At 62.5% G+C, this 13,800-nt stretch carries 13 protein-coding genes; 9 read left to right on the top strand and 4 right to left on the bottom strand.

Features of this window, described 5'->3' with window-relative positions; translation table 11 throughout:
• The first annotated feature begins 6 nt into the window (after positions 1 to 6).
• The 3 genes from K5Y35_RS04220 to K5Y35_RS04210 all read left to right on the top strand — a co-directional run bounded on the left by K5Y35_RS04220 (position 7) and on the right by K5Y35_RS04210 (position 3,433).
• Entirely contained in the window at positions 7 to 621 is a 615-nt protein-coding gene (locus K5Y35_RS04220; RefSeq protein WP_123471065.1) for a DUF4136 domain-containing protein, read from the top strand.
• 51 nt (positions 622 to 672) lie between these two features.
• Positions 673 to 1,230 (top strand): DUF4136 domain-containing protein, encoded by a 558-nt coding sequence (locus K5Y35_RS04215; RefSeq protein ID WP_123471066.1) that lies wholly within the window; start codon positions 673 to 675, stop codon positions 1,228 to 1,230.
• A gap of 214 nt (positions 1,231 to 1,444) precedes the next feature.
• A complete protein-coding gene (locus K5Y35_RS04210; RefSeq protein ID WP_222833743.1) occupies positions 1,445 to 3,433 on the top strand; it encodes a pilus assembly protein TadG-related protein in 1,989 nt (662 codons plus the stop codon).
• On the opposite strand, the gene K5Y35_RS04205 is transcribed toward K5Y35_RS04210, so the two are convergent.
• Complete coding sequence (locus K5Y35_RS04205; protein WP_222833742.1) at positions 3,430 to 6,159, bottom strand: PAS domain-containing sensor histidine kinase; 2,730 nt, start codon at positions 6,157 to 6,159, stop codon at positions 3,430 to 3,432. The two genes, K5Y35_RS04210 and K5Y35_RS04205, sit on opposite strands and share 4 nt — an antisense overlap.
• Positions 6,156 to 6,596 carry a TadE/TadG family type IV pilus assembly protein gene (locus K5Y35_RS04200; protein ID WP_222833741.1) on the bottom strand — a complete coding sequence of 147 codons (441 nt, stop codon included), beginning with the start codon at positions 6,594 to 6,596 and terminating at the stop codon, positions 6,156 to 6,158. Before K5Y35_RS04200 ends, K5Y35_RS04205 begins: the two co-directional genes overlap by 4 nt.
• Before the next feature lie 75 nt (positions 6,597 to 6,671).
• On the opposite strand from K5Y35_RS04200, the gene K5Y35_RS04195 reads away from it, so the two are divergent.
• Together K5Y35_RS04195 and K5Y35_RS04190 are read left to right on the top strand one after the other, a co-directional pair.
• Positions 6,672 to 7,142, top strand: a complete 471-nt coding sequence (locus tag K5Y35_RS04195; RefSeq protein ID WP_222833740.1) for a prepilin peptidase — start codon at positions 6,672 to 6,674, stop codon at positions 7,140 to 7,142.
• 126 nt (positions 7,143 to 7,268) lie between these two features.
• Positions 7,269 to 8,048 (top strand): response regulator transcription factor, encoded by a 780-nt coding sequence (locus K5Y35_RS04190; RefSeq protein WP_315985724.1) that lies wholly within the window; start codon positions 7,269 to 7,271, stop codon positions 8,046 to 8,048.
• A gap of 43 nt (positions 8,049 to 8,091) precedes the next feature.
• Here the strand turns inward: K5Y35_RS04190 and K5Y35_RS04185 are convergent, their stop codons facing one another.
• Both K5Y35_RS04185 and K5Y35_RS04180 read right to left on the bottom strand, forming a co-directional pair.
• A complete protein-coding gene (locus K5Y35_RS04185; RefSeq protein WP_123471074.1) occupies positions 8,092 to 8,499 on the bottom strand; it encodes a response regulator in 408 nt (135 codons plus the stop codon).
• Between the two features lie 59 nt (positions 8,500 to 8,558).
• The gene (locus K5Y35_RS04180) at positions 8,559 to 8,762 is read right to left on the bottom strand and encodes a Flp family type IVb pilin (protein WP_123471076.1); all 204 of its coding nucleotides are present in this window, start codon (positions 8,760 to 8,762) and stop codon (positions 8,559 to 8,561) included.
• Between the two features lie 337 nt (positions 8,763 to 9,099).
• On the opposite strand from K5Y35_RS04180, the gene cpaB reads away from it, so the two are divergent.
• Genes cpaB through K5Y35_RS04160 form a run of 4 tightly spaced genes read left to right on the top strand, consistent with a single transcriptional unit; the run spans position 9,100 to position 13,798 of the window.
• Positions 9,100 to 10,050 (top strand): Flp pilus assembly protein CpaB, encoded by a 951-nt coding sequence (gene cpaB, locus K5Y35_RS04175; protein WP_222833738.1) that lies wholly within the window; start codon positions 9,100 to 9,102, stop codon positions 10,048 to 10,050.
• Positions 10,051 to 10,071: 21 nt separating this feature from the next.
• On the top strand, positions 10,072 to 11,343 hold the full coding sequence (locus K5Y35_RS04170; RefSeq protein WP_186747431.1) for a type II and III secretion system protein family protein: 1,272 nt from the start codon (positions 10,072 to 10,074) through the stop codon (positions 11,341 to 11,343).
• Positions 11,340 to 12,530 (top strand): pilus assembly protein, encoded by a 1,191-nt coding sequence (locus K5Y35_RS04165; protein WP_222833737.1) that lies wholly within the window; start codon positions 11,340 to 11,342, stop codon positions 12,528 to 12,530. Before K5Y35_RS04170 ends, K5Y35_RS04165 begins: the two co-directional genes overlap by 4 nt.
• A complete protein-coding gene (locus K5Y35_RS04160) occupies positions 12,527 to 13,798 on the top strand; it encodes a CpaF family protein (RefSeq protein WP_222833736.1) in 1,272 nt (423 codons plus the stop codon). Before K5Y35_RS04165 ends, K5Y35_RS04160 begins: the two co-directional genes overlap by 4 nt.
• The last annotated feature ends 2 nt before the right edge of the window (positions 13,799 to 13,800 follow it).

The following is a 13,800-nucleotide window of genomic DNA, read 5'->3' as shown; positions in this document are numbered from 1 at the left end:
CGCGACATGAAAGCTCAATCCGGGTTATTGCTGATGTGTCTGGGATTGGCTGCCTGCCAGGGCAGCAACCCTTACGTGGCGCAGTCGCGGCCCTTGCCCCCGGCGCCGGCGCAAGCGGCCAACACCTTTGATCGCAGCGCGTACCCGGCACCGCCACGGGATTACGGGCGCTACCGCAGTTGGGCCTGGCTCAACGGCCAACTGCCGCCGGGCACGGCGTGGGCTGACTCGGCACAAGTGGCCGAAGCAGTGAGCAATGCGCTGGATCAGCGCGGCTTGCGCCCGTTGCACGACAAGCGTCCGGCCGATCTGCTGGTGAGCGCCAATCTGCGCCTGGAAACCCGTTTGCGTCAGGTGCAGGACGACTATGGTTATTACGGCAGTGGCTACGGCGGCTACGATCGTTATGGCCGCGGCTACGGCATGTACAACACGGTACCGATCGTGCGCACGTATCAGGAGCAGGTCGTGGTGGTGCAGGTCAATCTGTTCGACGCCGGCACCGGTCAACCGGTGTGGAGCGCCAGTGCCGAAACCGCCAACCAGGGCAGCCAGCTCGTGCGCACCGATGCCATTCGCGAGGCGTTGGAAAAAGCCATGTCGACGTATCCACCGAGCTAATCTTCAAGTCAGCCTTTTTCGCAGGGTCATGTCTTCCACCGGAGAAATGCCATGTTCCGCCGTCTCGCTTTACTGGCCATGGCCGCGCTGCTCAGCGCCTGCGCCGCCAACCAGGTCAACCATGATTTTGATGCCAGCCGCGATTTCGCTGCCTACCGCAGCTGGGGCTGGAAAGAGCCCGCCCTGCAATATCGTCCCGATGATCCGCGAATCAAGAGCGACCTGACCGAGCAGCGTATCCGCCAGTCGGTTGCCGATCAGCTCGATCAACGTGGCTTGCGTCCGGCCGCCGCGGGGGCCAGGGGCGATTTGAATGTGCAGGCCTACCTGATCGTCGAAGATCGTCAGCAGCAAGTGACGACCAACTACGGCGGTGGTTGGGGTGGCCCGTGGAACGGTTATTGGGGCGCGCCGATGTACAACGAAACGCGCAACATCACTTATAAGGTCGCGACCATCCAGATTGATCTGCTCGACGGCAAGGACGGCAAACTGGTCTGGCGTGGCAGTGACGAACAAATGCTCAGCAGCTCGCCGAATCCGCAGGAGCGCAGCAAGGCGATTCGCGAAACGGTCGGGCGGATCCTCGCCAACTATCCACCGCGCTAAGACGGCATAAAAACAACTCCCCTGTAGGCGCGAGCCTGCTCGCGATGGCGGTCTGTCTGGCACTTTGTTGTTGAATGTGCCGCCGTTGTCGCGAGCAGGCGCACCCCTACAGGGTTTTGCGGTGTATGGAATGGCGCGTTGCCAGTAGTGGCTACTACACTCAATTGCACCCATGGAGGCAGCGCCCGGCAGTGGGCCGGCAAAGGAGTGCGCCATGTCGCCCCGTTCTCGTTTCAAAGGCCGCACCCGGCAACGCGGGGCGATCGGTCTGATGGCCGCGCTGACACTCGGACTGGCCCTGGTGTGCATGGTGCTGGTGGTCGACAGCGGCCGCTTGTACATGGAACAGCGTCGCCTGCAGCGCGTGGTGGATGTGGCGGCCCTGGAAGCGGTATCGCGCCAGGGCGATTGCCTGGCGGGCACAACGGCTGCCACTTACGCCACCGCGAGCGCTGCGCGCAACGACTTCACGGTGGGCTCGGAGACAACCCTGACTGTGACCTGCGGCACCGTGCAGACCGGAGCGAACAACCTGCGGACGTTCACCGCGAACGCTGCGCAAAAGCAAGCCATCAGCGTGGTTGCCACCCGCGTGGTGCCAACCAGCGTCGCCGCCGCCCTCTACGCCCTGTTCACACCGGGTTCGGTGTCCCCGACCACACGCCTTACGGCCACCGCCGTCGGTACTTATGCGGTGTTGCCACCGATCGCACAACTGACCCTCGGCACCACGGCGCTGACCATCGACGCCAGCAAATCGGCTGCCCTCAATGCACTGATCGGGCAGATGCTCGGCGGTAATCTCAACCTGAGTGTGGCGGGCTGGCAGGGGTTGGTGGACACCAATATCAATGTGCTGAGCTACCTCAATCAGCTGGCACTGGACGTCAACGTTCAAGCCGGCAATTACACGCAACTGCTCAGCCAGAACATCCAGCTGACGCAACTGATCGACACCGCCATCAACGTGCTGACCCAGGGCGGCAACACGGCCAGTGTGGCCGTCGACGGTCTGGTCGGGCTGCGAGCGGTGGTCGGCAATACCTCGGTGGTGCTCGGGCAACTGCTGCAATTGCAGACCGGCGCCACGTCTTCGGCGCTCAATGCCAATCTTCAAGTGTTCCAGTTGGTGGAAGCCTTCGTGCAACTGGCCAACAGTCAGAATGCGTTGGTGGCGAGCGTGCCGCTGAACATTCCGGGGCTGGTCAATGGTTCGGTCAAGGTCAAGGTCATCGAGCCGCCGCAACTGTCGGCGTTCGGCAACCCGGCGCTGGCCAAGGCCGACCCGATGGGCGCCAACCGGATCTACGTGCGAACCGCGCAAGTCCGCACAGTGATTTCGTTGAACCTGCCATTGCTGACCGGCGTCACCGGCCTGGCCAATGCGATTGTCAGCGCGCCGCTGGTGGGCGGGCTGACCGATACCCTGAACAACCTGTTGCACCTGAACATCGCCGGCACCTTGAACTCGTTGTTCTGCACACTGGGAGGCACCTGCCAGCGGACCGACCTGAAAATCCTCCCGACCTCGACCATCGACATCGCACTGGATGTGGCGGCCGCTGACAGCCATGTCACCGATTACACCTGCGTCAGCGATGCGACCAAGACCCTGACCACCCAGACCAACTCGTCGCTGGTCAAGCTCAAGGTCGGCAGGATCGACGCCGCCAATGCCTTTTCGTCCTCGGCAGACATCACTGTGCAGCCGCTGGCGCTGATCGACGTCGGTGTCGTCACCTGCACCATTCCGCTGTTGGGGCTCGGCTCGGCGACCTGTGACCCGAACAGTCGCAAACCGTTCTACGGCGGTGGTCTGGGGGTGAAGGTCGATACCTCGGTGGCCGCCACCCAAAGCACGCACATCTACAATCAGCCACCGGAAATCAAAACCCCGCCGCAGTACTACAGTTTTGCTACCCAGGGCGTGGTCGACAGCCTTCGGGGCACGTTGGCCGGGGTTCAGGTGCAGGCATACAAACCGACCGGCTCCAGCCTGTTGGGCGGTTTGCTGACCACCACCGCCGATGTGCTGGCGGGGGTGAACAACACGCTGGGGGTGGTGATCGACAACCTGCTCAGTCCGGTGCTCGATCCGATTCTTGATGGTTTGCTCGCCAACCTCGGCATCACCCTGAACAAGGTCGACGTCGGCGCCAACCTCAGTTGCAAGCCGCCCGGACAACCGATGCTGGCGATCTAGTCGACCACGGCAAGCGGCAGTTCAATGCAGAAGCGTGCGCCTTCATCGCCATTGCGCACGCTCAGGCGTCCGCCCATGTTTTCGACGATGCCGTAGCTCACCGACAGCCCCAGGCCGGTGCCGACGCCCACCGGTTTGGTGGTGAAAAAAGGCTCGAAAATCCGCTCCAGCAGGCGTTGGTCGATGCCGCCGCCGTTGTCCTCCACCCACAATCGCACCACGTGCTCGTCGCTCTCGGCGGACACCGCGATCCACGGCTGGAAGTCGCGATCGGCTTCGCGCTTGCTCAGCAGCGCATCCCGGGCGTTGACCATCAGGTTGATCAGCACCTGTTCCAGTTGATCGACATAACCGCGCACCTGCACCTGCAAGTCCGACTCCTTGAGCCGCAGCTCCACGCCTTTGCCGCGCAAGCCCTCCGAGAGCAGCGACAAGGTGCCGTCGATGGCCTCGAGGGGGTTGAACGGATGTTGTTCGATTTCCGAGCGGCGTCCGAATACCCGCATGTGATCGACCACCCGCGCGGCGCGCTGGACCTGGGCGTCGATGCGGTTGAGTTTGTCGGTCAGGTAATCGACCTGCACATCGCCGTTGCCCAGGCGTTTGAGCACGTTGACGATGGCCATGCGCATCACGTTGAGCGGTTGATTGATTTCGTGCGCCAGACCGGTGGCCATTTCGCCGAGGGTGGCCATTTTCGCGCTCTGCGTGAGTTGCTGTTGCGAGCGGCGGACCTCGGTGTTGTCGCGGCCCACCGCCTGCACTTCGAGCAGGCGCCCCTGCTCGTCGAACACGCCGCGATCCGACCAGACCCACCACGCATGTTCACGTCCTGGCAGGCGCAGATTGACTTCGGCTGTGCTCACCGGCACCTGCGGGGTCAGTTGCGCCAGACGCTGGGTGAACGCTGCGCGCTGTTCGTCCGACATCCAGCTGCCGAGGTTGACCCCGGGCAACTGCTCCGGCGCGCACTCCAGATACGTCGCCAGGGGCCGATTGCCGAATATCAGGGTCAGGTCCGGACGGTAGCGACAGATCATCGCCGGCGAATCCTCTACCAGAATCCGGTAGCGTTCTTCGCTGGCCCGGACCTGCTCGGCGGCAAGCGTCGCCTCGGTGATATCCAGCCACAGGCCCACGGCCTCCACCGGCAAGCCGAGGTCGTCGCGCAGCAGCTTGGCTTCATCGAGCAACCAGTGTGCATGGCCTTGCCGGTCGAGGACCCGATAGCGCGTGCTCACCGTGCCCTCGCGCAGCAATTGTCGCGTGCGCTGGAAATACTCCGCGCGGTCGTCAGGATGCACGTGTTCGACCAGTGCGCCATCGCTGCAGTCGGCCAGACTCCAGCCCAGCAGCGGTTGCAGACTGGCGCTGAAAAATGTCGGTTGCAGCGCGCCTTCGACGTAGCGCTGCACATAAATCACCGCCGGTGATCTGGCGATCAGGTTGTCCAGCCGCGCATGGGCGGCGGCGGCCTGTTGCTGCTGATTCTTGATGTCGCTGATGTCGAGCATGAATCCCACGAGCCGGCGTCCGGCACCGATGCCCAGCGCCTGGCCCTGCACCCGATACCACAGCAATTGCGCCTGTTCGCAGGGTTGCAGGCGCACGCATAACTCCAGCGGTGTGCCCTCATCCTGCAAGGCTTGCAGCTGACTGCGCAGTTCATCGCGATCGGCGGGGTGCACCCGGGCGAACCAGTCCTGCAGCGACAGGCGAGTTGCCGGCAGGCCCAGGCTGTCGGCCAGCGACCTGGCCAGTTGCACTTCGGCGCTGTCGAACACTTCCCACCATCCGGTGCCGAGCAGTGCCTGAAGCGCTTCCAGGCGTTCCAGTTGTTGCTGATGGCGGTGCTCGCGCAAACTTTCCAGCAGTGGCGCGGCGATGGCGGTGGCCAGTGCCAGCCAGTCACGATCGCCAAGGTCTGGCGCCTGTTGCCCGGCGTCATAGTTGGCGCAAAGCAGCCATGCCGCGACTCCTTGAGCATCACAGTAGGGCACCGCAAAGCCCGGATTGGGGCCAAACACGCTGCTCAGGCGCGGCTGTACGCTGGCCTGCAGGGCTTGCGGGGCCGCACTGTTCAGACTGTCCAGCGCGGTCCCCAGTCCTTGCGCCGGGCTCCACAGCTGCGGCGCCCCGGGCGCGCAGTAGTGCTGATAGATCTGCCAGCCTTGTTCCTGATCATCGAGTACCGCCAGCGCCAGACACGGGATGTGCAAGTACTGACTGACGCGTTGCAATTGTTCGCCCAGCACCTGCGCCAGACGCGTGAAACTGCACAGGCGCAGTTGCTCGCGGATCTGCCCCGCGAGCCACTGGCATTGTTCGCGACTGCGCGCCTGACGCCGCTCGCCGAGCAGGTCACCGATGTCGAGCAAGTGCAGCAACCAGCCATCACCCTGAGGCTGAACCCAGCCGCGTAAATGCAGGGGCGGCCCGGTCTGGCTGAAAAAATCCAGATCGAGAGTTTGCCCTTGCCAGTCCTGCGGCCGACCTTCTACCACCAGGCCGCTGTGGGGCAGCAGGTAGTCTGTCAGGTGCGTGACCGAACGCGCCGTCAACCGCAGCAGGGCATGGCGCACGGGGCCGCCCAGGTGTTCGACGTGGCCCTCACCGTCCAGATACACCTGCAGGCCGACGCCCGGCACGAGCGGCAGATCCGTAGCCTCGGGCGTTCCCGGCGGTCGATTGAGCAGGCGCCCGAACAAGGTGTCCCCGGGACTCAAAACTGCATGCTCGAGGAGGCGCGTAACGTCGCCGGCAGACGTGGCACCGTACCGATTCCCGGCAGTACCAGAAACGGCAGCGCCTGATTCAACTTGGAGGTGGGGTAATTGATGCTCACCGTCAGCAATCCACCGACATAGGTGATGCTGCTGTCGGTGGCGGCATTGAAGTTCAGAGCCCCGGGCAGCCAGCCCAGTTGTCGGGTCAGTTCGGTGCGGGCGAGGGTGGTCAGCGCGGTGGGGTAGTTGGCGGTAGCCGGATCCAGCGCCACGCTGCGGCGCACCGTTTCGGCGGTGGACTCGTTGAACGACTGCATCAGCAGCAGCGGCAGGCTGTAACTCACCAGCCCATAAAACACCGCGAAGAACACCGCGAACACCAGGGCGAACTCGATGGCCACGGCGCCTTTTTGCTTGCGGGGGAGGTTGGTTTTCATGAGTGCGTCTACCCTGACAATCACTACGTAATGTCAGCATAGAATCAATCGGCCAAAACGGACGTTTTTTACCGCATGCAGAGCATTGTCCTACTGATCTGGCTGACCCTGTGCGCGGCGCAGGATGCCCGCCAGCGGCATATCGCCAATGCGCTCACGCTGGGTGTGGGTGCCTTGGCGATGGCCTATCTGCTGAGCACCGGCACCACCTGGCTGGGGGCTGAAGCGGTTCAGGGCGGCTGGGCCGCAGTGCTCGCGCTGGCGTTGACGTTGCCCGGTTACCGATGGCGTCGGTTGGGTGCCGGCGATGTGAAACTAATGACAGCCTTGGGCCTTGCGACGGACGGTCAACTGCTGCTCGGTACGTTCATCGGCGCCGCACTCGCCAGTGTGCTCTGGCTGTTGCTTGCGCCAAAACTCTGGCTGCATATGAGTCAAGGACTTAGGCGACGTCTGCGATATATGGCGCCATCAAAGTCAAAAAAGCTGCCATTTGCACCGTTCGTGCTCGCGGGAGCCGCTCTGACGCTGGCTTGGATCCATTAGTCGCCACCTGCCACTACTGCTATGTACATAGTAGGAAAGTGGGTCTACTTTCAAATCAACGGTTATACAACCACACGCTGTGAGTACAGGAACGGTCAGCCTTTTGGCCCGGGCATGGAGTTGCAAGTGAACAAGCTTACGTCTGTTGTGAAGGTACTGGTGGTCGACGATCAGCCGCTGATCGTCGAGGAGCTCTGCGAGTTTCTCGAAAGCAGTGGCTACCGTTGCGTGCCTTGCCAATCGAGCCGGCAGGCCATCGAGCAATTTGTCGAAAACCCTGCCATCGGCCTGGTGTTGTGCGATCTGCACATGCCGGACATGGACGGCATCCAGCTGGTGCAGGAACTGCAACGCCTGTCGGGCAAACACCGGGTGTTCGAGGCCATCATGCTTACCGGGCGTGCCGACAAGCAGGACGTGATCAAGGCCTTGCGTGCCGGGATCGCCGATTACTACCAGAAGCCGATTGATCTGGACGAGTTGCTGGAGGGCTTGCAACGTCAGGAGGCCGCCCTGCAGGAACGGCAGAAAACCCTGCAATTGGGCCATCTGAACGAGAAGCTGCAGTACCTCTCCGAGTCGATCGACGACCTGTATCAGGACCTCGACAAGGTGCGCCGCGCACCAGTGCCGAGCAGCGCCGAGCCGTCGGCGGACGGGCAGCACGAGGTGGAAATCCCGGCGATCTTCAATCAGTTGTCACCGCGTCAGCTCGACGTCGCACGGCTGGTCGGCAAAGGCCAGACCAACTATCAGATCGCCTGTGAACTGGGGATTACCGAGAACACGGTGAAGCTGTATGTCTCGCAGGTGTTGCGCCTGACCCACATGCATAACCGCACCCAGTTGGCCCTGGCGTTGTCGCCAGGCACTTCGGGATCACGCCTGCGAGTGACGGCGCACTGACCGCTGATGACCCCGGCATTCGCCGGGGTCAAACCGTTTGATCTCAACCGAGATGGGTCCTGACCTTGGGAAACAGGTTGTCCAGGGTTTCCAGCAGGCGCACGTGATAGATCGGCTTGCGAAACAGGTCCAGGACCTGCAGGCGCAGCATGTCGCTGACATCCTCCATGTCCGCATGGCCCGAGGTGACGATCACCGGCAGGTGCTGGCGCGACGTGTGCTCGCGCAGGCGCTTTATCAGCGACATGCCGCTTTCCTCCGGCATGCGCAGATCGGTGATCACCAATGCGATATCGGGGTGGCGGGTCAGATGGTGCAGCGCAAGCTTCACCGACGTCGCGGTATGACAGATGAAGCCTTCGCCTTCCAGCAATTCCGCCAACTCCAGCAGTGCATCCTCTTCATCGTCGACGAGAAGCAACTGCTGGCGAGAAGGTACGGAAGCGTTCATGGGCGACACCTGCAATGGACTGAGTTCTGACGGTAGAACCCAATGGGCGCATTGACAAGTTATCCGCCCAGCGCGGTCTGGATCGAAGTCAGGATCGCGGTGACACGAAGGCCGATGCCGTTACCGAAGGCAGCAATCACCAGCGCCACCAGACCCACGACCAATGCATATTCGATGGCGGATGCACCTTCGGTGTCTTTGGCCAGCCTTTTGAAAAACGCCATTTGAGCTTTGATTTTGCGGGCTACCCGGGAATACGACATGAGAGTTCTCCTTGAGCACACCAGGTGTTGCGCATTCGCAACATGATTTCCCTGTGCCAGCATCAGCATTGTCGGCATTTTCCGCCCCAGCAACTGTAAGAACGGATTAACTCCAAAGTAGTAAGGCGCCCTTAGACCATGCAAAACCACTTTTGGCGTATCCGCCCGCTACTTTCGTTGGATATTTCCGCCTTCGTAATGGCGTTTTGTTCTTCCTGCGCTACCGTCAAATAGCGAAATAGTTACTTGTTCATAGCTGCCTGATTGCGAAGTTATCTCGTTGGAAGTACGGGTCATTGCAGTAAGAAGAGCGCGCAGCGGGAAAGGGAGAGCCGTCATGAACAGTCGCATCACGTTGGGTCTGGCCGGATTGTTCCTGCTGGGGGCCATCATCGCCGGGTATTGGGGACTCACGTTGAGCCGGCAACCTGCCATTGCTGAACCGGTCGCGGCGCCCGCGACCGCAGCTGTCGCGTCAGCGCCGGCTACCCCTGCTGCGGTGGAGGACCCGAGCCGCCAACCGGTTGTCGTGCTGCTGCGCGACATCGCTTCGTTCGTGAAAATCACCGCCGCCGACGTGGCCGTGGAGAAGCTGCGCACCGCACCGGCCGGTAGTCTGGGCAACGTCGATCAAGTCATTGGGCGCACGCCGTGGCGGCCGTTGAGCGCTGGCAGCTGGCTCAGTGAAGAAAGCTTCGAACCCGGCAGCCAACTGTCGCGGATGATTCGTCCCGGTGAGCGCGCACTGGCCGTGGCCGTCGATGAAGTGATCAACGTCGGCGGGCAACTGGCGCCCGGCGATTACGTGGACGTGCTGTTGTTTCTGCGCAAGGACGAAGTGAATCCACAACCTTCGGCACAGCTGGTGATCCCGGCGGTACGGGTGCTGGTGGTCGGCAGCCAGACCGGCCTGACCAACGACGGCCAGCCCACCGGTGCGGCACGCAGCGACGATGAACGCCTCAAGCAGGAACAGCAACGCATGGCCGCGCGCAGTGTGGTGCTGGCGGTGCCGGAGCCGTTACTCAGTCGCTTGATGCTGGCGTCCGGCGCCGGTGTGCTGCGCCTGGCCGTGCGCAGTGCCGATGAACAGCAACTGGCGAAATACTGGAAGGGTGAAAACGATGTCGCGACGCGACTCGACACGCCGCGTCGCGAACTTCTGGAGTTCAGTCAGCTGTCACTGGCTGCGCCACCCAAACCCATGGCAGTGGCTGGCGCACCGGCCCCACGCAAAGCATCTGTGGAAGTGATCCGCGGTGCCGAAACCGCACAACCCACCCCCTGAATCGAGCAAGGACGCCTTTACATGCGCAGACGTTTTACGCCCCTGTTCATCGGCTTGCTACTGGCCCCGCTGCTGGGCGTTGCCGCCAGCGGCAGTGCTGCCGCCGCGAGTGGCAATTGCGCGGCACTGGCCCCGTTGCCGGCGGCGCTGGAAGTCGGCGAGGGCATGCAGCAGGCGTTGCAATCACCGGTGGCGATCACCCGGGTTGCGGTGGGCGACCCGAAAATCGCCGACGTGCGCGTGACCGGCGATCAAGGGGTATTGCTGACCGGCGTCGCTCCCGGTGCAACCACACTGATGATCTGGAGCGCCTGCGCCAGCGCTCCGCGCCAAAGCATGGTGTTCGTCCAGGGCAAGGCCAGTGCAGCGATGACCGCCGTGGCATTGCCGGCCAGCGATGATCCGACCCTGCCGTCGCAAGTGCAGACCGACATCCGCTTCGTCGAAGTCAGTCGCACCAAGCTGAAAGAAGCCGGCACGCAGATTTTCGGCAAGGGCTCGAACAACTTCCTGTTCGGCGCGCCGGGCACAGTGCCCAACACCTCGGTCACGCCGGGCGTGGTGCCGTTGCGCAATCTCGATCCGCGCATCGCGGTGCCGAGCATCCCGCTGGCCAACGATATGTTCAACATTGTCTGGGGTGGCGGCAGCAGTAAATTCCTTGGCATCGTCAACGCGCTGGAGGGCAGCGGCTTCGCTTATACCCTGGCGCGGCCGAGCCTGGTGGCGCTGAGCGGGCAGAGTGCAAGTTTCCTTGCGGGGGGCGAAATCCCGATCCCGGTCCCCAGTGCCAACAGCAACAGCTACTCCATCGAGTACAAGGAATTTGGCATTCGCCTGACACTGACCCCGACCGTGATCGGTCGCGACCGGATTGCCCTCAAGGTCGCTCCGGAGGTCAGTGAGCTGGACTACAACAACGGCGTGACCATCGGCGGCACCAAGGTGCCGGCGTTCACTATTCGCCGCACCGATACCAGCATCTCGCTGGCCGATGGCGAGAGTTTTGTCATCAGCGGGCTGATCAGCACCAACAACGCTTCGGAAGTGAACAAGTTTCCCGGGCTGGGCGATATCCCGGTGCTCGGTGCGTTTTTCCGCAACTCGTCGGTCAACCGCCAGGAGCGCGAACTGCTGATGATCGTCACCCCGCACCTGGTGCAGCCACTGGCCGCGAATGCGCCATTACCGTCGCTGCCCGGGGAAAAACTGCGCAACTACGATCCGAACTGGTACCGCCTGTACTTCCTGGAAAACGGCAACTTCGACAAACGCAGCGGGCTATCGCAATGAGCCAGAGCCTCAGCCAGACCTTCCTCGCCATCACTCGCAACGACACCGACCTTGAATGGTTGCAGGGCGCTTTGGCGCCGCTGGGCCAAGTGGTCAGTGCCGGTGGCGGCAGTCTTGATGAATTGCTGGCGCTGGTCGATGTGACCTTCGCCAGCCTGGTCTTCGTCGGTCTCGATCGCGACCATCTGGTGGCGCAGAGTGCATTGATCGAAGGTGTGCTGGAAGCCAAACCGATGCTCGCCATCGTTGCCCTCGGCGATGGCATGGACAATCAGCTGGTGCTTAATGCGATGCGCGCCGGGGCGCGGGATTTCGTCGCCTATGGCTCGCGTTCCAGCGAGGTCGCCGGGCTGGTGCGACGCCTGAGCAAACGCCTGCCGGCGGTGACGCCGAATGCCCAGCTCGGCGGCCTGACCGTGCTGTACGGCGTGCAAAGCAATGCCGACGGCGCATTGCTCGCCAACCACATGGCGCTGGTGGTGCAGAAGAGCGGCCAGCAAACCCTGTTACTCGATCTGGGCCTGCCGCGTGGTGACAGTCTGGCGCTGCTGGGGCTGGAGAGCTCGTTCCATTTCGGCGATGCCTTGCGCCACTTGCGGCGCCTTGACGCGACCCTGATCGACAGCGCCTTCACCACTGCCGAGGCTGGCCTGCGCATCCTCGCGTACGCCAGTGGCGACGAGCCGCTCGAGCGCACCAGTGCCGCTGAGCTGTACATGCTGCTCAGCGCCTTGCGGCAGCACTTCCAGCACATTGTGGTCAACCTCACCGGCCAGCCGGACAGCGAAGCCCTGCGCACCTTCGTCAGCCATTGCGACAAGCTGTTGTGGTACACCGACCAGAATGTCCTCGATTGTCGGCGCAACCTCGCGGTGCTCAACCTGTGGCGCGAAAAAGGCATGAAACTCGAGCACGGCCGCTTGTTGGTCGACCGTTATCTGCGCAACGTCGCGCCCGACTCCGACACCCTCGGCAAGACCTTTGGCCTGGAAGTGATCGCCGTGCTCGCTTGCAGTCCGGAGCTGCGCCTGAACGCAAAAAACCAGGGTGTCACCCTGTTTGAGCTGGCGCCGCGCGAAGCCCTCAGTCAAAGCCTGCGCACCCTCGGCGAACTTCTGGCCAAACGTTCCGAAGGCCTGGTCAAACCCAAGGTCAACTGGTTCAACCGTCTGCGAGGCACCTCATGAATGGCGAGCAACTGTTCGGCGGACAGCAGCGCCAAGCCGCCGGCAACACCGATCACGACGGCCTGAAACTGGTGCTGCACCGCTACATCATCGACGCTATCGAAGAGTCCGGGCAAAACCTGCTGGAAGGTTCGCGGCAGGTGCTCTCGCAGTTTGTCATCGACAAGGTGGCCGATTACATCGCACGGCTGCACCTGGCGATTTCGCGCTATGAAATGGAGCGACTGGCTGAAGAAATCGTCGACGAGCTGACCGGTTTCGGCCCGCTGGAAGTGCTGCTGCGCGACAGTGCGGTGACCGAGATTCTGGTCAATGGCCCGCACCGGGTGTTCATCGAACGCGACGGCGTGTTGCACCTGAGCGATCTGCGGTTTATTGATGCGCATCACGTCGAACGGGTGATGCAACGCATCCTCGCCCCGCTCGGGCGTCGCCTCGACGAGTCGTCGCCGATGGTCGACGCGCGGCTGCCCGATGGCAGCCGGGTCAACGCCATCATCCCGCCGATTGCCCTCGACGGCCCCTGCCTGTCGATCCGTAAGTTTCGCAAGGACATGCTCAAAAGCACCGACCTGATGGCGATGCAAACCATCGATCAGGCGATTTTCGACTTTATCGAGGAAGCCGTCGGCAAGCGCTGCAATATCCTCATCAGCGGCGGTACCGGCACCGGGAAAACCACGCTGCTGAATATTCTCAGCCAGTTGATCAATCCCCATGAACGGCTGGTGACCATCGAAGACGTCGCCGAATTGCAGCTGGGTCACCCGCACGTCGTGCGTCTGGAAACCCGACCACCGAATGCCGAGGGCCACGGTGAGGTCAAGCCCAGCGACTTGATTCGCAACGCCCTGCGGATGCGCCCGGACCGGATCATCCTCGGCGAGATTCGCGGGGTCGAAGTGGTCGATGTGCTGACCGCCATGAACACCGGCCATGACGGCTCGATGAGCACCGTACACGCCAACAACGCTCAGGATGCCTTGCTCCGGCTGGAGACACTGGTGGGGCTCACCGGGCGTTCCATCGCCGAACGTACGTTGCGCCAGATGATCTGCGCAGCCCTCGACGTGATCATTCAGTTGACCCGCATGCCTGACGGTCGCCGCTGCGTCAGCGAAGTGGTGGAAGTGGTTGGCGTGCGCGACGACATCTATGTCACCAACACCTTGTTCCGCCTCGACCGTCGCACCGGTTTCGGCTTTCTGCGCGAAGCGGTCAACCCGGCCGGTGACAAATTGCGCCGCGAGCCGGCGCATTCGCATTGAGG

Source organism: Pseudomonas sp. SC3(2021) (assembly GCF_019856535.1).
Classification (GTDB): domain Bacteria; phylum Pseudomonadota; class Gammaproteobacteria; order Pseudomonadales; family Pseudomonadaceae; genus Aquipseudomonas; species Aquipseudomonas monsensis.
The sequence above is the reverse complement of the archived record's forward strand: the minus strand, read 5'-3'. Positions and strand labels throughout refer to the sequence as shown.